General features: G+C 68.0%; 19 protein-coding genes. 10 read left to right on the forward strand and 9 right to left on the reverse strand.

What is annotated here, in order from left to right; all coding sequences use genetic code 11:
- Positions 1-15 precede the first annotated feature (15 nt).
- The 4 genes from aroC (at position 16) to PYV00_RS20090 (ending at position 4,288) form a co-directional block, all read left to right on the forward strand.
- Positions 16-1,083: a chorismate synthase gene (aroC, locus tag PYV00_RS20075; RefSeq protein ID WP_275230097.1), complete on the forward strand. Its 1,068-nt coding sequence runs from the start codon at positions 16-18 to the stop codon at positions 1,081-1,083.
- 345 nt (positions 1,084-1,428) lie between these two features.
- Positions 1,429-1,995, forward strand: coding sequence for an alkyl hydroperoxide reductase subunit C (gene ahpC / locus PYV00_RS20080; protein ID WP_275230098.1), 567 nt, complete (start codon positions 1,429-1,431; stop codon positions 1,993-1,995).
- 203 nt (positions 1,996-2,198) lie between these two features.
- Positions 2,199-3,788: an alkyl hydroperoxide reductase subunit F gene (gene ahpF / locus PYV00_RS20085; RefSeq protein WP_275230099.1), complete on the forward strand. Its 1,590-nt coding sequence runs from the start codon at positions 2,199-2,201 to the stop codon at positions 3,786-3,788.
- 170 nt (positions 3,789-3,958) lie between these two features.
- A complete protein-coding gene (locus PYV00_RS20090) occupies positions 3,959-4,288 on the forward strand; it encodes a hypothetical protein (RefSeq protein ID WP_275230100.1) in 330 nt (109 codons plus the stop codon).
- 31 nt (positions 4,289-4,319) lie between these two features.
- Here the strand turns inward: PYV00_RS20090 and PYV00_RS20095 are convergent, their stop codons facing one another.
- Genes PYV00_RS20095 through PYV00_RS20105 form a run of 3 tightly spaced genes read right to left on the reverse strand, consistent with a single transcriptional unit; the run spans position 4,320 to position 6,811 of the window.
- Positions 4,320-4,919, reverse strand: a complete 600-nt coding sequence (locus tag PYV00_RS20095) for a Smr/MutS family protein (protein ID WP_275230101.1) — start codon at positions 4,917-4,919, stop codon at positions 4,320-4,322.
- Positions 4,916-6,127: a murein transglycosylase A gene (gene mltA / locus PYV00_RS20100; protein ID WP_275230102.1), complete on the reverse strand. Its 1,212-nt coding sequence runs from the start codon at positions 6,125-6,127 to the stop codon at positions 4,916-4,918. The genes PYV00_RS20095 and mltA overlap by 4 nt, the downstream gene beginning before the upstream one ends.
- A 3-nt stretch (positions 6,128-6,130) precedes the next feature.
- Positions 6,131-6,811, reverse strand: a complete 681-nt coding sequence (locus PYV00_RS20105) for a Tim44/TimA family putative adaptor protein (protein ID WP_275230103.1) — start codon at positions 6,809-6,811, stop codon at positions 6,131-6,133.
- 249 nt (positions 6,812-7,060) lie between these two features.
- On the opposite strand from PYV00_RS20105, the gene secB reads away from it, so the two are divergent.
- The 3 genes from secB (at position 7,061) to trpS (ending at position 10,420) form a co-directional block, all read left to right on the forward strand.
- Entirely contained in the window at positions 7,061-7,585 is a 525-nt protein-coding gene (gene secB / locus PYV00_RS20110; protein ID WP_275230104.1) for a protein-export chaperone SecB, read from the forward strand.
- 28 nt (positions 7,586-7,613) lie between these two features.
- Positions 7,614-9,197: a murein biosynthesis integral membrane protein MurJ gene (murJ, locus tag PYV00_RS20115; protein WP_275230105.1), complete on the forward strand. Its 1,584-nt coding sequence runs from the start codon at positions 7,614-7,616 to the stop codon at positions 9,195-9,197.
- A 218-nt stretch (positions 9,198-9,415) separates the two neighbouring features.
- The gene (trpS, locus tag PYV00_RS20120; RefSeq protein ID WP_275230106.1) at positions 9,416-10,420 is read left to right on the forward strand and encodes a tryptophan--tRNA ligase; all 1,005 of its coding nucleotides are present in this window, start codon (positions 9,416-9,418) and stop codon (positions 10,418-10,420) included.
- Between the two features lie 12 nt (positions 10,421-10,432).
- Here trpS and PYV00_RS20125 read toward each other — a convergent pair whose 3' ends face one another.
- The gene (locus PYV00_RS20125; RefSeq protein ID WP_275230107.1) at positions 10,433-11,080 is read right to left on the reverse strand and encodes an MOSC domain-containing protein; all 648 of its coding nucleotides are present in this window, start codon (positions 11,078-11,080) and stop codon (positions 10,433-10,435) included.
- Positions 11,081-11,294: 214 nt separating this feature from the next.
- On the opposite strand from PYV00_RS20125, the gene PYV00_RS20130 reads away from it, so the two are divergent.
- Positions 11,295-11,978, forward strand: coding sequence for a DUF4136 domain-containing protein (locus tag PYV00_RS20130; RefSeq protein WP_275230108.1), 684 nt, complete (start codon positions 11,295-11,297; stop codon positions 11,976-11,978).
- A gap of 260 nt (positions 11,979-12,238) precedes the next feature.
- On the opposite strand, the gene PYV00_RS20135 is transcribed toward PYV00_RS20130, so the two are convergent.
- The 3 genes from PYV00_RS20135 to PYV00_RS20145 all read right to left on the reverse strand — a co-directional run bounded on the left by PYV00_RS20135 (position 12,239) and on the right by PYV00_RS20145 (position 15,549).
- Positions 12,239-12,988: an SDR family NAD(P)-dependent oxidoreductase gene (locus PYV00_RS20135; RefSeq protein WP_275230109.1), complete on the reverse strand. Its 750-nt coding sequence runs from the start codon at positions 12,986-12,988 to the stop codon at positions 12,239-12,241.
- A 119-nt stretch (positions 12,989-13,107) separates the two neighbouring features.
- Positions 13,108-14,307: an amidohydrolase family protein gene (locus PYV00_RS20140; protein WP_275230110.1), complete on the reverse strand. Its 1,200-nt coding sequence runs from the start codon at positions 14,305-14,307 to the stop codon at positions 13,108-13,110.
- Positions 14,308-14,421: 114 nt separating this feature from the next.
- The gene (locus PYV00_RS20145; protein ID WP_275230111.1) at positions 14,422-15,549 is read right to left on the reverse strand and encodes an AraC family transcriptional regulator; all 1,128 of its coding nucleotides are present in this window, start codon (positions 15,547-15,549) and stop codon (positions 14,422-14,424) included.
- 51 nt (positions 15,550-15,600) lie between these two features.
- On the opposite strand from PYV00_RS20145, the gene PYV00_RS20150 reads away from it, so the two are divergent.
- On the forward strand, positions 15,601-16,758 hold the full coding sequence (locus tag PYV00_RS20150; RefSeq protein WP_275230112.1) for a hypothetical protein: 1,158 nt from the start codon (positions 15,601-15,603) through the stop codon (positions 16,756-16,758).
- Between the two features lie 14 nt (positions 16,759-16,772).
- Here PYV00_RS20150 and PYV00_RS20155 read toward each other — a convergent pair whose 3' ends face one another.
- Both PYV00_RS20155 and PYV00_RS20160 read right to left on the reverse strand, forming a co-directional pair.
- On the reverse strand, positions 16,773-17,111 hold the full coding sequence (locus PYV00_RS20155) for a hypothetical protein (RefSeq protein WP_275230113.1): 339 nt from the start codon (positions 17,109-17,111) through the stop codon (positions 16,773-16,775).
- A gap of 55 nt (positions 17,112-17,166) precedes the next feature.
- The gene (locus tag PYV00_RS20160; RefSeq protein WP_275230114.1) at positions 17,167-18,621 is read right to left on the reverse strand and encodes an NAD-dependent succinate-semialdehyde dehydrogenase; all 1,455 of its coding nucleotides are present in this window, start codon (positions 18,619-18,621) and stop codon (positions 17,167-17,169) included.
- A 138-nt stretch (positions 18,622-18,759) separates the two neighbouring features.
- Here PYV00_RS20160 and PYV00_RS20165 point away from each other — a divergent pair, with 138 nt between their 5' ends.
- The gene (locus PYV00_RS20165) at positions 18,760-20,277 is read left to right on the forward strand and encodes an aldehyde dehydrogenase family protein (RefSeq protein ID WP_275230115.1); all 1,518 of its coding nucleotides are present in this window, start codon (positions 18,760-18,762) and stop codon (positions 20,275-20,277) included.
- Positions 20,278-20,287 lie beyond the last annotated feature (10 nt).

Below are 20,287 nucleotides of genomic sequence, written 5' to 3' on the forward strand. Positions count from 1 at the left end.
CAAAGCGCTGCGGTCATGAGCGTGAACACTTTCGGCCGGCTGCTGCGTTTCACCACCTGGGGCGAAAGCCACGGGCCGGCGCTGGGCGCCGTGGTCGACGGGTGCCCGCCGGGGCTCACCATCTCCGAAGACGCGATCCAGCCCTTCCTCGACGCGCGCCGCCCCGGCCAGTCGAAATTCACCACCCAGCGGCAGGAGCCGGACCGGGTCCGCATCCTCTCGGGCGTGTTCGAGGGGCGGACCACCGGCACCCCGATCAGCCTGATGATCGAGAATGTCGACCAGCGATCGAAGGACTATTCCGAAGTCGCCAAGGCCTATCGCCCCGGCCATGCCGATTATGCCTATGACGCGAAATACGGCTTTCGCGACTATCGCGGCGGCGGGCGCAGCTCGGCGCGCGAGACGGCGGCGCGCGTGGCGGCGGGCGGCGTGGCGCGGCTGGTGATCCCCGAAGTGTCGATCCTGGCCTATGTCAGCGAGATCGGCGGCGATGCGATCGACCGCGCGAACTTCGATCCCGCCGAGATCACCCGCAACCCGTTCTTCTGCCCCGATGCCAAGGCGGCCGAGCGCTGGGCCCTGCTGGTGGACGATGTGCGCAAGGCCGGCTCCTCGATCGGCGCGGTGGTGGAATGCGTCGCCACCGGCGTGCCCGTCGGCTGGGGCGCGCCGCTCTACGGCAAGCTGGATGCGGACCTTGCCGCCGCGATGATGGGGATCAACGCGGTCAAGGGCGTCGAGATCGGCGACGGCTTCGCCGCCGCGCGCCTGACCGGCGAACAGAACGCCGATCCGATGCGCCCCGGCACAAGCGGCCCGGATTTCCTCGCCAACCACGCCGGCGGTATCGCCGGGGGAATAGCGACCGGACAGCCGGTGGTGGTGCGCGCGGCGTTCAAGCCGACTTCGTCGATCCTCACGCCGCAGCCCACCGTGACTCGCGAGGGCGAGGCGACCGAACTGTTCACCAAGGGCCGCCACGACCCCTGCGTCGGCATTCGCGGCGTGCCGGTGGTCGAGGCGATGATGGCGCTGGTGCTGGCCGACCACAAGCTGCTCCACCGGGGGCAGTGCGGGTAACGATAGCCCTCTCCCTTCAGGGGAGAGGATTGGGAGAGGGCCGCGTGCGCACGCTCCCCTCTCAACTCCGGCCAGCCCCTGCTGCGCAGGAGCAAGCTTGCGTATCTCCCCCCTGACGGCGAGCGAGCGGGCGGATACCCTGCTCGCCTTTTCCATTTCCAGGCACCCTATGCGCAGCAGACCGCATACTTGCGCCGCGATCGCGACTTATCGCCTCAAGCACTCACTCCACCGCCCACTGATCGCCTCACCCGATCAACGCAATCGGACCTTTGGTCTACAAACCGACGCACTCTCGCCCTATCTGGTGCCTGTCATTTCCAACCAGAGAGGGAGACACGTTTCATGGGTATCGTTGGCAGCACCATCAAGCCGTTCAAGAACACGGCATTCCAGGCCGGCAAGGATTTCTTCGACGTCACCGAAGCGGATATCGCCGGCAAGTGGGCGGTCTTCTTCTTCTACCCGGCCGACTTCACTTTCGTCTGCCCGACCGAGCTCGAAGACCTTGGCGAGCAGTACGAGACGCTGCAGGGCCTCGGCGTCGAAGTCTACGGCGTGTCGACCGACACGCACTTCAGCCACAAGGCCTGGCACGACACTTCGGAAAAGATCAGCAAGATCAAGTACGCCTTCCTGGGCGACCAGAACCACACCCTGACCAACAACTTCGGCGTGCTGCGCGAAGGGGTGGGCCTGGCTGATCGCGCCACCTTCGTGGTCGATCCCGATGGCGTGATCCAGCTCGTGGAAATCACGCCTGAGGGCGTGGGCCGCAATGCCACCGAACTCGTCCGCAAGATCAAGGCCGCCAAGTACTGGCGCGAGCACCCCGGCCAGGTCTGCCCGGCCAAGTGGGAAGAAGGCGGCGAAACTCTCGCGCCCTCGCTCGACCTCGTGGGCAAGCTCTGATCCATCGCCCCCTGCACGCGTTTCCCGGCCTGGCGATATCGCCCGAAAGCGCCGGGAAATGCGGCAGATCAAGGAAATGGGGCCACAGGTCTGATTGACATGATCGGACCTGGATGTGCTCCAGGATCGAAGAACGGCGGCCCGGGTATCCATCCCCCACCCTGGGCCGCCACTTCCTCTCCACCCTTCCAGGAGAAATTCCGATGCTCGACGCCAACCTGAAGCAACAGCTCACCCAGTATCTCGGCATGTTGCGCGAGCCGATCGAGCTTGTCGCCTCGCTTGGCGACGATGCCAAATCGGCCGAGACGCGCGACCTGCTCACCCAGATCGACGCGCTCAGCGACAAGGTTTCCGCCCGGTTTGACGGCGATGACGCGCGCCGCCCCAGCTTCCTCATCCGCCGCGCCGCGGAGCCCGACGTGCAGGTCCGCTTCGCTGGCGTGCCGATGGGGCATGAGTTCACCTCGCTGGTGCTGGCGCTGCTCTGGGCCGGTGGGCATCCCCCCAAGGTTTCCGACGAAGTGCTACAGCAGATCCGCGATCTGGACGGCGATTTCAACTTCGAGATGTACTTCTCGCTGTCCTGCCACAACTGCCCCGACGTGGTGCAGGCGCTCACGCTGCTCGCGCTGTTCAACCCGCGCGTGAAGGCCACGCTGATCGAAGGCGGCGCGTTCAAGGACGAAGTCGAAAGCCGCAACGTGCTGGCGGTCCCGGCGGTGTTCCTCAACGGAGAGTTCTTCGTTAGCGGCAAGACCAGCATCGAGGAACTGCTCGCCAAGCTCGACACCAATGCCGAGACGCGCGCGGCCGAGCAGATCGCCGGCAAGGAGCCGTTCGAGGTGCTCGTCATCGGCGGCGGCCCGGCCGGCGCCTCGGCGGCGATCTACACTGCGCGCAAGGGCTTTCGCACCGGCGTCGCGGCCGAGCGGTTCGGCGGCCAGGTGCTCGATACCATGGGGATCGAGAACTTCATCTCGGTGCCCTACACCGAAGGCCCCAAGCTCGCCGCCGCGCTGGAAGCGCACGTCCATGAATACGCCATCGACGTGATGAACCTGCAGAAAGCGGAAAAGCTGATCCCGGCCAGGCAGGCGGGCGGCTATCACGAAGTGGTCTTCGCCAATGGCGCGTCGCTCAAGACGCGCGCGCTCATCATCTCGACCGGCGCGCGCTGGCGTAACCTGGGCGTGCCGGGCGAGTTCGAATACCGCAATCGCGGCGTGGCCTATTGCCCGCACTGCGACGGCCCGCTGTTCAAGGGCAAGCGCGTGGCGGTGATCGGCGGCGGCAACTCGGGCGTCGAGGCGGCGATCGATCTGGCCAACATCGTCGGCCACGTTACGCTGATCGAGTTCGACAGCAAGCTGCGCGCCGATCAGGTGTTGCAGGACAAGCTGCGCTCGATGCCGAACGTGGACGTGATCGTCTCGGCCCAGACCACCGAAGTGACCGGCGATGGCGAGCGGGTGAACGGCCTCAATTACAAGGATCGTGAGAGCGGCGCGGAACAGCGGGTCGAGCTGGAAGGCGTGTTCGTCCAGATCGGCCTGGTGCCCAACACCGAATGGCTCAAGGACTCCGGCCTGGAACTCACCCGCTTCGGCGAGATCGTGATCGACACCCATGCCGCGACCAACCTGCCCGGCGTGTTCGCGGCGGGCGACGCGACCACGGTACCGTTCAAGCAGATCATCATCGCCATGGGCGAAGGCTCGAAAGCGGCGCTCTCCGCCTTCGACTACCTGATCCGCAACGAGGCGGTGGAAGACATCGCGCAAGCGGCCTGAGGACATCGCGCCGACAGGAAACCGGGCCGGGAGCGGAAACGACCGCTCCCGGCCTTTTTTGTCGCTCCTCCCGCCCGGAATCGCGGTTTGCGGCGCTTCGGGACCGAAATTGCGCAAGGCTTTGGCATTCCCATCTTGCGATGCAGCATCCGGGCCGCCATTATGCTGCAATGCAAAAGACCACTCAGCCCGCTCCGTCGTTCGAACGAAAGTTCACCGAAGCCATCGCCCTCAGGCGCCTGATCGTTGCTGTGTACAACGGCAGCGAAATGCTCCTGGCGCCGCACCAGCTCTTCACCCGCCATGGCGACCTCTATGTCAGCGCCTTGAATATGAAGAAAACCTGGCGCAGCGAGGATGAGCGGCGGCTGGGCTATTTCAAGGTCGAAGGGCTATCGAACGTGGCCCTTACCGACGAGACGTTCGACCCGCTGCCGGTGGACGACGCCAGCCTGCCGCGCGAAGGCGACAAGCCGCTTTTCTCGGTCCTGCCGGCATAATTTCGCGAATCGGCGGCGGTGCCCGGCACGGCTATCGCCGCCTTTTGAGGATCACGTAAAGCGCGCCCTCGCCGCCATGGCGGCGGTGCGCGCCCCGGATCGCGGCGATATCGCCGGCGTGCTCGCTGGCGGCGAGCCAGTCGATGATCTTGGCGCGGATCGCGCCGCGCCGGTTGGCGCGGTCGGCCGCGTCGGCCGGGCGCGGCTTGCCGGTGACGATCAGCACCACGCGCGCACCCATCGCCTTGGCCTGCGTCAGCCCATGCACCAGCCGCGACCATGCCGCCTCGAGCGAGGCGCCGTGCAGGTCGAGCGAGAAATCGGGCTGCACGATGCCGCGCGCCAGCTTGCGGTCCCACGAGGCATCGAGGCCGGCCTTGGCATCCTCCCCGGCGCGGGGCAGCGGCGGCGGGCTGGCGGGCCGGAGCAGCGGCGGCGGCGGCGGCGGTTGGCGCGCCTTGCGGGGTTCGGGGCTGGCCGCGCCCGCTGCCGCGCGGTCGGCCTGCGGCTCTTCGCGCGGCGGTGCGGGGGCGGCCCTGGCCATGCGTCCCTCGATCGGCGTCACTGTCCGGGCGATTTGCGCCCAGAGGGCGGCTTCCTCGGGAGAGAGCCGGCGCCCTGGCCGGCTCACTTCAGCCCGAGCCGCGTGGCCGTGCCCTTGGGCACCAGGATCAGCGCGCGGCCGCGCCCGCTCATCCCGCCGGCAACGCGGCGCGCGGTCTCGCCCGCGCCCCAGAAGGTATCGAAGCGGTTCGCCCCCTTGATCGCGCCGCCGGTGTCCTGCGCGATCCACAGCCCGTTCGCCTCGCGCCGGTCCAGCTCCAGCCACACCGGCGCGCCCAGCGGTACGAAGCGCGGATCGGCCGCGACCGAGCTTTCCGCCCGCACCGGCACTTCCAGCGCGCCCAGCGGGCCGTCGGTGGTCAGTTCGCGGAAGAACACCCAGCTCCGGTTCTCGCGCATCAGCGCGCGGCCCTCGTCAGGATGTTCGCGCAAGTATTGCATGATCCCCTGCATCGAGCCGGAATATTGCCCCGGCCCTTCGCCGATCAGCCCGCGTTCGCGCATCACGCCGCCGATCCCGGTGTAGGTCTGGCCGTTCTGCCCGGCATAACCGATGCGCATGATCTGCCCGTCAGGCGCGCGCAGCATCCCCGAACCCTGGACCTGCAGGAAGAAGAATTCCACCGGATCGGCCGCCCAGGCGATTTCCAGCCCGCGCCCGGCCAGCGCGCCGTTCTCGATCTCGGTACGGTCGTAATAGGGGACGAACTTGCCCGTCTCGTCATAGCGGCCCAGCGGCATCGTGCCGTTCGCGAGCGGCGCGGCATCGCCCGGCGCGGCGCGCACCAGATCGTCCGGCAGGCCATAGACCGGCACGTCGAAGCCGGGCAGATGCGCGCGCGATCCGGCGATCTCGGGCTCGTAATAGCCGGTGGCGAAAGCCTTGCCATCGCCCACGCGCAGCGTCTCGAAGTAAGTCGCGAAGAACTGCGCGGCCTTGGCATAGGGCCAGGTGGCGAAAGCGGCGCAGGCGGCGCGCCAGTCCCCGGGCGATGTCAGCCCGCTCGCATCGGTGCGCACGGTCAGCTTGGGGCAGCTTTCGTGGAACGAGAGCAGCGCGGCCGCCGCGTCTTCCTGCCGAAGTTCGAGCGAGGAGACCGGCGGCCCCACTTCCACGCCCAGCGCCACGGCGGATTCGGCCACGGGCGTGGGTGCCGGGGTCGGCGCGGGAGTGGGGCGAGTCGGCCCGCCGGTTTCGGGAATCACGCGGACGCAGGCGGCCAGCAAGGAGAGCAGCGCGAGCGCCGCCAGCTTACGCCAACGCGACCCGGCCAAAATCTAGCCCTCGTCGGTCTCGTCAAGCAGCCAGTCGGGATCGGCGGATTGGAGATTGCGCGAGAACGTCCAGATATCGATCGCCTCGATCGCATCGTCGAGCGATCCGGCCACGACATTGCCTTGCGCATCGCGCGTCACCGCGGCGATATCGCTGCGGAAGCGGACCTGGATGCGCGCGACAGGCGCATCATAGAACGCGCCGACAATCGCGGTATCCTCGATCCGCACGAGCTGGTTCTGCAGCGTTTCGCCCGCCGCCTCGCGCGCGTCGATCGCGGCGGCGAAGCTGGCGTAGACGTCGTCATCGCAAAGCTGGCGCAGTTCCTCGCGATCGCCCCGCCAGAAGGCTTCGAGGATCATGCGGTAGGCGCCGCGCGCGCCGTCGACGAAGGCGAAGGCATCGAACCGGCGATCGGCGGCGGCGATTTCGCGCAGGGCGCGCTCCACCACCGGCGTGGTCGTGGGCATATCGGGCTGGCGGAACGCGGGATAAGCCGGCTGCTGGCGTTCCTCGGCCTTGGGCGGCGCGGAAACGCGCGGCGCGCCCGGCTTCCCGCCCGGACCGTCGAAGCGACCCTGGATCGGCTCTTCCTCATGCTCGGCACGGCGGCCGAGCACCGAATAGAGCCGCAGCCCGAGAAAGGCCGCGATCATAGCCAGGATCACGATTTCAACAGTCACGCCTCTATGTCCATCCCTTGCAGGCCGCCGTGAAAGCGGCATGGCACCATAACCCCAGATAGGTAAGGTTGACAAATGAACAACGCGTGAGCGGCCGGATGGGTGCATTTTTTCGCCGATCAGAGCGCTTTGCCCCGCGATTCGCCGCACCGGAGCCACGCCCTGGCCGCGACGCGCCATTGCCGCCTGCCCGCCCCGGTGCTAGGCGCCGCTCGAAATCCTGAAAAAGCGCACGGAAGCATCGCAAAAATGGCCCAAATTGGCAACATCATCTCCGATCTCGATCTGGACGGCACCGGCAACGGCAATGGCGAGGATACCGCGCCCGCGGCCGGCATCATCTCGCAATATGTGAAGGATCTTTCGGTCGAGAACCCGAACGCGCCGCACAGCTTCCAGTGGCAGGACGCGCCGCAGATCGACATCCAGTTCAACATCGGCGCGCAGGCCATCGACGGCGAAGTGCACGAAGTGGAACTGAAGATCGTGTGCAGCGCCAAGGCGCAGGCGGGCACCACCTATGTCGTCGATCTCAGCTATTGCGCGCTGGTCGGGATGCGCAATCTGGAAGATGGCCAGGCCCATGCGTTCCTTTTCGCCGAAGCGCCGCGCATCCTGTTCCCCTTCGCCCGCCGCATCGTTTCGGACGCAGTGCGCGATGCCGGCTTCCCGCCGCTGATGCTGGAACCGATCGATTTCAACGGCCTCTACGTCCAGCAGCTTGCCGCCCAGCAGCAGGCCGCCGCCGAGGCCGCGCCGAGCGGCAACGCCTGAGGGCCATGGCTCCGGCCGGGCCGGCGGCATGAGCCTTGTCCGCAATGTCGGCACGATCGGCGGGCTGACCGCGCTCAGCCGCGTGTTCGGCTTCGTGCGCGACATGCTGCTGGCCCGCGTGCTCGGCGCCGGGCTGGCGGCGGATGCGTTCCAGCTCGCCTTCGTCCTGCCCAACACGTTCCGCCGGCTTTTCGCCGAGGGCGCCTTTTCGGTGGCCTTCGTGCCGATGTACACGCGCACGCTGCATTCGCACGGCGGCGAGGAGGCGGCGAACCAGTTCGCGACCGACGTGCTCGCGGTGTTCGTCTGGGTGCTGCTGGGCTTTTCCGCCTTCGCCATGCTGGCGATGCCCGGCATCGTCTGGCTGCTGGCCAGCGAATACCAGGCGATTCCGGGCAAGTTCGAGCTGGCCGTCACCCTGTCGCGCATCACCTTCCCCTATCTCGGGCTGGTCAGCCTGGTGGCGATGCTTTCGGGCCTGCTCAATGCCCATGCCCGCTTCGCCCCGGGCGCATTCGTGCCGGTGCTGCTCAATCTTGTGCTGATCGGCGGCATCGTCACCGGCTACACCATGCGCGAGGCGGGCGGGACCGATGTGACCGTAGCCTATGTCCAGTCGATCGCGGTGGCGGCGGCCGGCGTGGTGCAACTGCTCTACATGGCCTGGGCCACGCGGCGGGCCGGGGTACGCCTGAAGATCAGCGTGCCGCGCTTCACGCCCGAGGTCCGGCGGCTGGGAATGCTGATCCTGCCCGCCACGTTCGGCGCGGGCGTCTATCAGATCAGCCAGTTCGTCGACACGTTCTTCGCCACCTCGCTGGAGCAGGGCTCGCTGACCTTGCTCAAGTATGCCGACCGGCTGAACCAGATGCCGCTGGGCATTGTCGGCATCGCGCTGGGCACCGCCATCCTGCCGATGCTGGCGCGTCATATCCAGACCGACAATGCCGCCGAGGCGCAGCGCCTGCAGGCCAACGCGGTCGAGATGGCGACGCTCCTGACGCTGCCCGCCGCGGTCGCGCTGGCGATCTGCGCGCCGGCCTTCGTCACCGCCTTCTTCGTCGGCGGCCGGATGACGATCGCCGCTGGCGACACCATGGCGCAGATCGTCGTCGCACTGGTGATCGGCCTGCCGTCCTACGTGCTGGTCAAGGTGTTTCAGCCGGCGTTCTTCAGCCGCGAGGATACGCGCACCCCGGTGTGGATCGCGGCCGCCGCGCTGATCGTGAACATCGGCATCAATATCCTGGTCGTCCCGCGCTTCGGCATTGTCGGGCTGGCGGGGGCGACCGCGTTCACCTCGACGCTCAACGTGGTGACGCTCTATGTGATCCTGCAGGCGCGCGGCTGGTTCCATTTCACCTGGAAGCTGGCGGGCCGGATCGGCCGGCAGATCGCCGCCAGCGCCGCGATGGGCGCAGCGCTCTGGGCGCTGATGCCGCTGATGACCACGCGCTATGGCGGCCATGTGATCGAACGGGTCTGGTCGCTGGGCGTGCTGGTGGCGGCGGGCATGGCGGTGTTCTTCGGCGTGGCTTACCTGATCGGCGCGCTCGACAAGGATCTGATCGCGCAATTGCGCCGGCGCCGGCCGGCCCCGAAGGCGCAGTGAGCGAAACGCCCGGCAAGGCTTCCATGGCGCGCCATTTGTGCTATGCGCCCGCGCCATGCAGGATTGCTCGCCCCTGAAGACTCATGGCCGCCGTCCCGGCCGGGCGGCCTGGCGATGGCGTTCGCACGCGCGCTGAACGGCCCGTCCGCGCCCGGCGGACATACCCCAGGCATTTCCCGCCCACGCATTTCCCGCAAAGCATCATGAAGGACGCATCCATGCGTATCGTTTCCGGCATCCAGCCCACCGGCAATCTGCACCTTGGCAATTACCTCGGCGCGATCCGCAACTGGGTGCGTATGCAGGAAGACGGCGAGTGCCTGTTCTTCCTGGCCGACCTGCACGCGATCTCCATGCCGCATGTCCCGGCCGATCTTTCCGCCAACACCCGCGAGATGGTGGCCGCGCTGGTCGCCTGCGGCGTCGATCCCGATCGCTCGATCCTGTTCAACCAGGCGCAGGTTCCCGCCCATGCCGAGCTGCAATGGCTGCTGAACGGCACCGCGCGGATGGGCTGGCTGAACCGCATGACCCAGTTCAAGGACAAGTCGGGCAAGAACCGCGAAGGCGCCTCGATCGCGCTGTTCACTTATCCGGTGCTCCAGGCCGCCGACGTGCTGCTCTACCAGGCCACCCACGTGCCCGTGGGCGAAGACCAGAAGCAGCACCTGGAACTGGCGCGCGACATCGCGCAGAAGTTCAACAACGATTTCGCCAGCGAGGACGCGCCGGTCTTCACCCTGCCCGATCCGATCATCCCGCGCGATGCCGCCCGGATCATGAGCCTGCGCGACGGCAGCGCCAAGATGAGCAAGTCCGACCCTTCGGACATGAGCCGCATCAACCTGACCGACGATGCCGAAACCATCGTGCAGAAGGTGAAGAAGGCCAAGACCGATCCCGAACCGCTGCCCTCGGAAGCCAAGGGGCTGGAAGGCCGGCCCGAAGCGGCGAACCTTGTCGGCATCTATGCGGCGATGGCGGGCATGGACGTGGATATGGTGCTGGCCGATTTCGGCGGCGAAGGCTTCGGCAAGTTCAAGCCGGCGCTGGGCGAGATGCTGGTGGAAATGCTGGCGCCGATCAATGCCCGCTTCGTCGAGCTGCGGCAGGACCGCGCCGCGCTTGACGCGATCCTGCGCAAGGGCGCCGAAAAGGCCCGCGCGCTGGCCGCGCCGACGCTGGAGGCGACGTATGCCGCGCTGGGGCTGGTGCGCGGCTGACCGCGCGGCCGATCAGCCCAGAAGCTGCGCCAGCCGCCGCTTCCACGGATCGGCCAGGGGCTCGACAGCGGTGAGCGCGGCGAGCCCCGCGCGATCGCGCTTGTGCTCGCCGGCGATCAGCAGGCCGAACACGCGGCGCACCGTCCAGCCTTCGTGCGGCCGGTCAACCAGCGCGATCGCATCGCCGGCCGCCACCTCGCCCTCCTCGATCACGCGGTAGTACCAGCCCGAGCGCCGTGATTGCACCACCCCGGCATTGATCGCCAACCCGCCGAAGCGGTGATCGAGCTTCCAGCACGGCTGGCGGCCCTGGCTCACTTCGGCCAGCGCCGTGCCCAGGCGATAGCGATCGCCGATGCACACGCTTTCCTCGGTCATCCCCTCGGTCGAGATGTTCTCGCCGAACGCGCCGGGCGCGGCCAGCAGCGCGTGATCGCCGATCGCCGCGCGCCACCAGGCATAGTGATCGTGCGGATAGTGATGGATCGCCTTGTCCGGCCCGCCATGTACGGCCAGGTCTGCCTGCTCGTCCCCGGCCAGGCCGAGGCGGTGGACGCGCACGCTGCCGCCGACCGGCCGCTTGGCGATCGCGCTCGGTTCGTCAGGCGCGCGAAAGGGTTGCACGCTACCGCACAGAATCGAAAGGATCGGGCTCGTCATCACGGCTTCCTCTTCCTACATATCGCGACAAGGGAGCAAGTCGGCAAATGCAGGAGCCCAGCGGAACGCGCGGAACCGTGACCCAAAACGGCTCATCGTGTAAGTCCCTCTATTCAACCGCTATTCAGACCCTTGCGTTTACGCCATGCTCCCAAAGGTCACGGCCGTGCCGGGAGGGTCGTCTGGAGCGGCCAGTCTCGTGGAGACAACGAAGATGAAAACCAACGACAATTCCCGCTTCGGCGGGCTGCGCATCGCCGCCGCCGCGCTGTTGCTGATGACGCTCGCGGCCTGCGCCTCGACATTCCGCGCCGATGTGTCGCGCTTCCAGTCGCAGCTTCCGGCCCCCTCGGGCCAGACGTTCGCCGTGGTCGCCGACGATCCGCAGATGGCCGGCGGCATCGAGTTCGGCCAGTACGCGCGGCTGGTGGAAGCGCAGATGGTGAAGCAGGGGTATGCCCAGGCCAGCGATCCCGACAGCGCGCAACTGATCGTCCGCTTCGACTATGGCGTGGACAAGGGGCGCGAACGCGTCCGCTCGACCAGCTTCGGCGCCTCGCCGTTCTGGGGCCCGTGGTATGGCTATGGCCGCATGGGCTTCTATGGCCGGCGCGGCTGGGGCGGCTTCTATGGCGGCCCCTGGGCCTATGGCTGGTACGATCCGTTCTTTGACGGCGGCGTGGACAGCTACACCGTCTATACCAGCGGCATCAGCCTGAAGATCGATCGCCGCGCCGATGGCCAGCGGCTGTTCGAAGGCAAGGCCGAAGCGGTCTCCAGCTCGAATCGCCTGCCTTACCTGGTGCCCAATCTGGTCGAGGCGATGTTCACCCGCTTCCCCGGCAACTCGGGCGAGACCGTGCGCATCACGGTCGCGCCGGAGAAGACCAAGCGCTGATTGAGCGGCTCCCCCAGGGGAGACACAGAGGGACGGGTTCGCCGGCAAGGCGGGCCCGTTCTTTTTTGCGCGGCGCCGGGGCAGCGGTGCGTCTGCGCGCGGCCGGCAAGCGCGGACGCCTTGCCAGGACAAGATCCTCTCCGTGTAGGAGAGGTGGCAGCGCGCGACGCTGACGGAGGGGTATAGCCGCTGGCGGCATACCCCCCTTCCACCCCGCTACGCGGCGGCCCCCCGCCCTCGCGGCCTCGCGAAATCGGGCCTCAGGAAACGACGCGGCCGCCGTTCACGCCGATGGTCTGGCCGGTGACATAGCCGCTCGCCTCGTGGCACAGCCAGGCGCAGGCATTGGCGATATCGCCCGGTTCACCCATGCGGCGCACTGGAATGGTCTGCAGCAGCACTTCGGTCGGGATCTGGAAGCGCTCGCGGTTGGCTTCGGACATGATCGTGCCCATCACCGATCCGGGCGGGATATTGTTGACGGTGATGCCGTAGGGACCGAATTCCTGCGCCATCGAACGCGTCATGGTGACGACCGCGCCTTTCGAGGCGGAATAGGCCACCATGTTGATCGCGCCGGTCTGCGCGCTCGACGAGGAGATGTTGACGATGCGGCCCCAGCCGGCGTCCTTCATGTCCTTGAGCACCAGCTGCGTCAGGATCATCGGCCCGCGCGTGTTGATCGCGAAGATCAGATCCCAGCGCTCGTCGGTCATCTCCTCGAACGGGGTGAAATCGGTGATGCCGGCGTTGTTGACCAGGATGGAGATCGGGCCCAGCGCGTCGCGGCACCTGGCCACGGCGGCGCTGGCCTGCTCGCGATGGGAAACGTCGGCGCCCAGCGCGATGGCGGTGCCGCCCGCCTGCTTGATCGCCGCGACCGTTTCGGCGCAGCGCGCCTCGTCAAGATCGAGCACGCCAATGGCGATGCCATCCTGCGCGAGACGCTTGGAACAGGCGGCGCCAATGCCGGCGGCGGCGCCGGTGACGATGGCAACTTTGTAGGACATGCGAAAAACTCTCCCTCGGACTCACGTGACCGGCCAACCGCTTAGCCGAATCCGCGCGACCGGAAACCCCGCTTTGAACATATGTTCAGTTTTTCCCGGCGAAGGCCTTGCGTCCGGCGTCAGATCGCGATCCGGTAGAGCCGGGCGGCATTGCGGCTGAGCACCTTGGCCCGGTCTTCCTGCGTCAGGCTGGACAGGCGCTCTTCCAGGTTGTCGATCGGATAAAGCGATGTCGGGTGCGGAAAATCGGTTTCGAACAGGCAATTATCGACGCCGACCTTGTGGAGCATGTCCGAAACGTCGTTCTTCTCGAACCAGAAGCAGGCATAGAAATTGCTCTTGAAGTATTCCGAGGGCTGCTTTTCGAACCCCTTGGTCTCGGCGATTTCCGCAAGCTGGTAGTCCAGCGCTTCCATCAGGAACGGCACCCAGCCGATGCCGCTTTCCACCGAGACGAACTTGAGGTTGCGAAACCGGTCGAGGATGCCCGAATAGATCAGGTTCGAGACGACCTTGCCGTTGTTGAAGAACAGCATCGCCCCGCTGATGCCCGAGCGCAGATCGCGCGGCAGCGAGGGCCAGCCCTGCTGCCCCATCCAGTCGATCGAGGTTTCCGAGGCGCCGATGTGGAAGTTGATCGGGATGTCCCGGTCATTGCACAGCTCATAGAGCGGGAACCAGTGCTCGGTCCCCAGATCGGGGATCATATTGCCGTCATCGCCCCGGGTGGTGTGCGGATCGGAATTGATGTTGATCCCGCGCAGGCCCATCGCCGCGCAGCGCTCGGTCTCCTTGACCGCTTCGGCCACGTCCCACCACGGCAGCAGCGCCATCGGGAACAGTCGCTGGCCCGATTCCTCCTGAAGCTCGGCCATCGCGTCGTTGTAGATGCGCACGCATTCGAGCCGCAGCTCGGGATCGACCCTGGCCGAAGCCTGCCCGCCGAAGCCCAGGATGTTGGGATAGACGATCTGGGCATGGATCCCGGCCGCGTCCATCACCGCGATGCGGTCCTTCACATTGGACGAGCCGGTGTGGACATCCTCGAACTGGAGCTTGAGGAAAGTGTCGAGGTCGCGAACCTTGCCGCCTTGCTTGAGGATCGAGGAATTGGGATGCGCGCCGGTGCCGATCGACTGGTCGCCATCGATCACCCAGCAGCGCTGGCCGTTCAGCATCCTGACTTGCGGCACCCGGTCGCGGAACCGGGCCGAGGCGCGCCGCGTCCACATGTCGTGCGGTTCGGTGAGATGCGTATCGGCATCGATCACCTTGATCCTGGACTGGGCTTGCGGCTGTTCGAGCGTGGCGGTGGCCATGGAGCTTCTCCCGGGGACTGATGTTGTGCCTCGCGTGGTCGCGCAGGCGGCGCGGAGCGGCAAGTCCCGCCCCTCCACGGGGCATGACCGATCGTCCAGCGCGCCGGCGCGGGCTCAGTCGCGCCGGCCGGGAAACAGGAAGGACCGCCGGGGTGGCGGCGGCGCAGCGCGGGAAGTGCCGCCATCGTCGTCGTCCTCACGCGGGGCCGGCTCGGTGGCGGCGCGCGCGCGGGCGAAGGCGGCCATGTCCCGGGCCGGCTCGCCCGAAAGCAGCGGCCGGAACGCGGGCGCGGGCACTGGCGCCGGCACGCGCGCGGCGCGCGCGGTTTCGCGCATCTGGCTGGGGGTGACGCCGAAGTGCCGGGTGAAGCGGCGGCTGAACGCGGCTTCCGATCCGTATCCGGCCATCTCGCCGATCTCGGCGATCTTCAGCCGCCCTTGCCGCAGCATGATCGCGGCCTGCTCCATGCGATGTTCGGCGACGACTTCCATCGGCGCGCGGCCGATCTCGCGCGTGAAATGCGCGGCGAAGTTCGATCGCCCCATGCCCACCGCGTGCGCCAGCGTCCCGACCGTCCAGTCGGCGGCGGGGTGGGCCGCGATCATCCGCACCGCCTCACCGATCGGATCGCGGGGGCGCGGCGAGAGGAACGCGCGCGCCGCCGGATCGGCCCGCAGTGCGGCGATCAGCAGCAGTTCGGCCAGCCGCGTCAGCAGCGCGCAGGCGCCCGGCCCGATCCCGGCGGCAGCGATCGCATCGGGCCGCAGCAGCGGCGCGGCGGCGCTGGCGACCGGCAGCAGCGCCGGCAGCGCGCCGCGCCCGATCTCGCCCGGCCATGCGATGCCCAGCCGCGCGCTGAGCACGCGCGCGCCGATCCGGCCACCTTCGCCGAAAACCCAGGTCGGCGGGATGTCCGCCTCGTCGCCCGCGCGCAAGCAGGCATGGGGCTGCGCGGGCGCTCCGGGCGCGGTGCGCAGCGCGTGCGCTTCACCCGAAAGCACGAAAACGGCATCGCCCGGCCCCAGCTCGGCCCTGGCGCCACCCGTGCAGGCGACACGCACCGCGCCGTGGATCACCGCGTGGAAGAACACCCCGTCCGCCGGGGCGACCGCGAAGCCGGCGGCCCCGGCGAAATCGGCATAGCACCAGGTGCGGCCCGACAGGCGGATGCCCGCCACGATCTCGGACACCGGGCGCCCGCCCGGCCCCGCCGGTTCCTGCCCCGCGGACTTTGCCGCCACCTTGCCAATCTCCCGCTTTCGTCCGGCCCATGCGGCCTTGTCGGGCCCAGGATGCGGCGATCGCGCCGGCCGGTCAACGCCCGCCCGCGCGATTTCGCTTTGACGCGCGGCGACGCGCGGCGCAACAAGCGCCCGCTGGGGAGGAGCAAGGTGCGGCAGATCGAGATCACCGTGGATGTCAGCGATGCGCTGGGGCTCGGCGTCGCGGCGCGCCTTGGCGCCAGCGTGGTGCTGCCCGATCCCGCGCTGGTGCCCGATCGTCCGGTGGTCTGCTTCGCGCGGCCCAGCAGCAGCTATGCGCGCGGCTATTACACCCACGCGCTGCCGGGGCCCGGCCAGGGTGCGCAGGCGCCCTGGCACGCCGCCCGGGGCTGGATCTTCGTGGCGCTCGACACCCTGGGCTGCGCGGATGAGGCCGCGCCCGATGCCGAGGCGCTGACGTTCGCCGTGCTGGGCGCCGCCGCCGATGCCGCCGAGCGGGAAATCCTGCTGCGGCTGGCGAACGGCGTGCTCGCGCCCGGCTTTCCCCCGGTCAACCAGCCGACGGTGATCGGCATCGGCCATTCGCTGGGCGGGGCGCTCCTGATCTGCCAGCAGGCGCGCCACCGCAGCTATGACGGGATCGGCGTGCTGGGCTTCAGCGCGATCCACAGCCACCCCGCCACCGCGCCGGGCGAACCGCCCGTGCTGGTCGCCTGGTACCCGCGCGACGCGACCCTGGCCGACAGCGAGCCGCTCAACGCCGAGGCCATGGCGGCGGCCGAGGCGGAGGGATCGCACGACGCGGCGGCGTGGAAATCGCTGGCCTGGGGGTTCCACTACGATGACGTCGCGCCCGATATCGTCGCGCTCGACTTGCGGCATTACGGCACCGTCGGGACTCTCGCCGGCGGGGACGATGCGCCCGCGCGCGCGCCTTGGTATGCGCCGCGCACGCCCGAGCGGGCGGCCCGCGCGACGCTGACGCCGGGCATCGTCGCGCTGGAAGCGGCGGCGATCACCGTGCCGGTGCTGGCGGCGATGGGCGTGCGCGATCTGGTGCCCGATCCGCTGGGCGAGCCGCGCGCCTATCGCTCGGCGCGCAGCATCGACCTGTTCGTCTGCCCGCGCATGGGCCATGTCCACAACTTCGCCGGCACGCGCCAGTTGATGTGGGAGCGTATCCACGCTTTCGGCGAATGGTGCGCGGTGGTGAAAGCGATGGCCTGAACCGCGCGCGGGCTCTATCCCGCGACGCCTTCGAGGAAGCGGCTGGCCACCCAGCCCGAAGCGCAAGTGCCGGCATAGGCCCGGCGATGCGGCACGGGGGAACCCACGCCGCAATCGGCATCGCCAGCGGCCGGCGCATAGACGATGCCGGTCCACGCGCCGTCCATCGCCGCATCGCAGATCCAGACCAGCCGGCCGGGGCCAAGCCGGTCCAGTTCCCTCGCGCGCGGCGAGGGGCGCGCACGCACGCTGAGGAAGTTTTCGCCGCCGCGCTTCAGCCGCGCTACCCGCGCGAGCGAACCGCAGGCGTCAAGCTCGGCCGCGCCGCCGATCCGCACGGGCAGGTCCGGCATGGCAGGCCCCGCCGCCCAGGCAAGCGCCATCGCAAGGGCCAGCGCCGCATTCACGTCAAGGCCGCGTCTGGATGCCCATGCACAGGTATTTGACCTCGAGAAAATCCTCGAGCCCGTATTTCGAACCCTCGCGGCCCAGGCCCGATTGCTTGACCCCGCCGAACGGCGCGACCTCGGTGGAGATCAGGCCGGTGTTGATGCCAACCATGCCCGCCTCCAGCGCCTCGGCGACGCGCCAGACGCGGCTGAGATCGCGCGAGTAGAAATAGCTCGCCAGGCCGAACTCGGTATCGTTGGCCAGGCGGATCGCCTCGGCCTCGTCGGTGAAGCGGATCACGCCGGCGAGCGGCCCGAAGGTCTCCTCGCGCGCGAGCTTCATGTCGGGCTTCACGCCCGAGACCACGGTGGGGCAGAAATAGGTGCCGCCCAGTTCGCTGCGCTTGCCGCCGGCCAGCACGGTGGCCCCGCCCGCCAGCGCGTCCTCAAGGTGCTCTTCCACCTTCTCGATCGCCTTCTCGTCGATCATCGCGCCGATATCGACGCCGGGGTCCATCGCATAGCCGACCTTCATCCGGCTGACGCGATCGGCCAGCTTGCCGACGAATTCGTCATAGACGCCGTCCTGCACGTAAAAGCGGTTGGTGCACACGCAGGTCTGGCCGCCATTGCGGAACTTGGAGATCATCGCGCCGTCGATCGCGGCATCGACATCGGCATCGTCGAACACCAGGAACGGCGCGTTGCCGCCCAGTTCCATCGAGCATTTCTTCACCGTCTCGGCGCATTCGCGCAGCAAGTCGCGGCCAATCTCGGTCGATCCGGTGAAAGTGATCTTGGCGACCTTGGGATTGGCGGTCAGCTCGCCGCCGATCTGGCCGGCGCTGCCGGTCACGACATTGACCACGCCTGCCGGAATCCCCGCCATCTCGCACAGCACGGCGATCGCCAGCGCGGAAAAGGGCGTGGCCGAAGCCGGCTTGATCACGATGGTGCAGCCCGCCGCCAGCGCCGGGCCCAGCTTGCGGGTGATCATCGCGTTGGGGAAATTCCACGGGGTGATCGCGCCGACCACGCCGATGCCCTGCTTCAGCACAACAATGCGCCGGTCCGCCGCGTGGCTGGGGATCACGTCGCCATAGGCGCGCTTGCCCTCTTCGGCGAACCATTCGATGAAGCCGGCGCCATAGGCGATCTCGCCCTTGCCTTCGGCGAAAGGCTTGCCCTGCTCGCGGCTGAGCAGTTCGCCCAGCGGCTCCTGGTGTTCCATCATCAGGTCATAGAGCTTGCGCATCAGCTTCGCGCGTTCGCCGGCAGTCTTCGCGCGCCAGGCCGGCAGCGCGGCCTCGGCCGCGTCGATCGCGCGGGCGGTTTCCACCTGGCCCATCTTCGGCACCGTGCCCAAAACCTGGCCGGTGCCGGGATCGAGGACATCGAAAATGCCGCCGGAATCGGCATCGCACCACTTTCCGTCGATATAGCACTGCTGCTTCAGAAAGTCGGTGTAACGCATCGCGGGTGGTATCCTTGTCCTCTCGTGCCCGGCTCCCATCGGGCGGGTGGCCGCGCCGGGTTTAGGCACGGGCCATCGCCGTGGCAACCGGCGATCGGCGCCGATGCAGCCAGAGCGCGATTGACGGCCTCGGGCAGCTTGGCTAGTCTCCTGACCGAAAAATCATTCGAAATATCGAATTTTTGCGGGAGAGGTCTGCTGGACTACACGGGCTATATCGACGGCGCTTTCGTCAGGGGCGAAGGCGCGGCGTTCGCGGTGGAAAATCCGTCCGACGAATCGGTGGTGGCGCAAGTGACCGGCGTTTCGCCCGCGCAAGTCGAAGCGGCGATCGCCGCCGCGCGCCGCGCTTTCGATGACGGCGCATGGTCGGGCCTGGCGATGAAGGAACGCGCCGCCGCCATGACGCGCTTCGGCGAGGCGTTGCGCAAGCGCGCGGACCGGCTGAAGGAACTGGCGATCGTGGAAGCCGGCTGCCCGGTCTCCTCCTCGGTGATGATGGCCCAGGTCCATGCGCCGCTGCGCATGACCGACGAGATCATCGACATGTTCCTGAGGCTGCCGGAAATCGAGGAGAACCCGATTCCGCTGCACGAGCGGGTCAATGCCCATTTCGTCATCCAGAGTCTCAAGCGCTGGTCGCCGCTCGGCGTGGTCTCGGCGATCTCGGCCTACAACGTGCCGCTCTACACCGCGTTCTGGAAAGTCGTGCCGGGGCTGATGGCGGGCAACTCGGTGGTGCTGCGGCCCAATCCGCTGACGCCGATCAGTGCGATGATCTTCGCCGAAGCCGCCGACGAGGCCGGTCTGCCCAGGGGCGTGATGAACGTCGTGGTCGAAGGCGGGCTCGATGGCGGCCGGCTGATGACCACCGATCCGCGCGTCGATCTGGTTTCCTTCACCGGATCGTGCACGGTCGGCGCCAGGGTGGCCGAACAGGCCGCGCCGACGCTGAAGCGGCTGGTGCTCGAACTCGGCGGCAAGTCGGCGCAGATCTTCCTGCCCGATTCGGTCGACAAGGCGGTGATGCACGGCATGATCGTGTGCACCTCGCACGCCGGCCAGGGCTGCGTGCTCGGCACGCGCATGTTCGTGCCGGAGGAGGCCAAGGGCCAAGTGCTGGACGGCCTGGCCGCCGCCATGGCGCAGGTGAAGATCGGCCCGGCGAGCGATCCCGCCACCCAATTGGGCCCGGTGATCAGCGCCGCCCAGCGCGCCCGCTGCGAGCATTTCACCCAGGCCGCGGTCGCGGCCGGCGGCACGGTCGTGACGGGCGGCAAGCGGCCGGCCGGGCTCGACAAGGGGTTCTATTTCGAGCCGACCGTGCTCGATCTGCCCGACAATGCCAATCCGGCGGCGCAAGAGGAGATCTTCGGCCCCGTGGTGGGGGTGATCGGCTACCGCGACCTCGACCACGCGGTGCGGATGGCCAACGATTCGCGATACGGCCTTTCGGGCTTCGTCCATGGCAAGGACCGCCCGCTGGCACTGCAAACCGCGCTGCGGATGCGCAGCGGCGCGATCAACGTCAACGGCGCGCTGATGTCGAGCTATGCCAGCGGCGGCGGCATCAAGATGAGCGGGTTGGGCCGCGAACGCGGTGTCGAGGGCCTGCGCGAATTCCAGATGCTGACGACGCTGAACATCGGCGCGTGACCGAACGAGG

The organism is Novosphingobium album (ex Liu et al. 2023) (assembly GCF_029076845.1).
Classification (GTDB): domain Bacteria; phylum Pseudomonadota; class Alphaproteobacteria; order Sphingomonadales; family Sphingomonadaceae; genus Novosphingobium.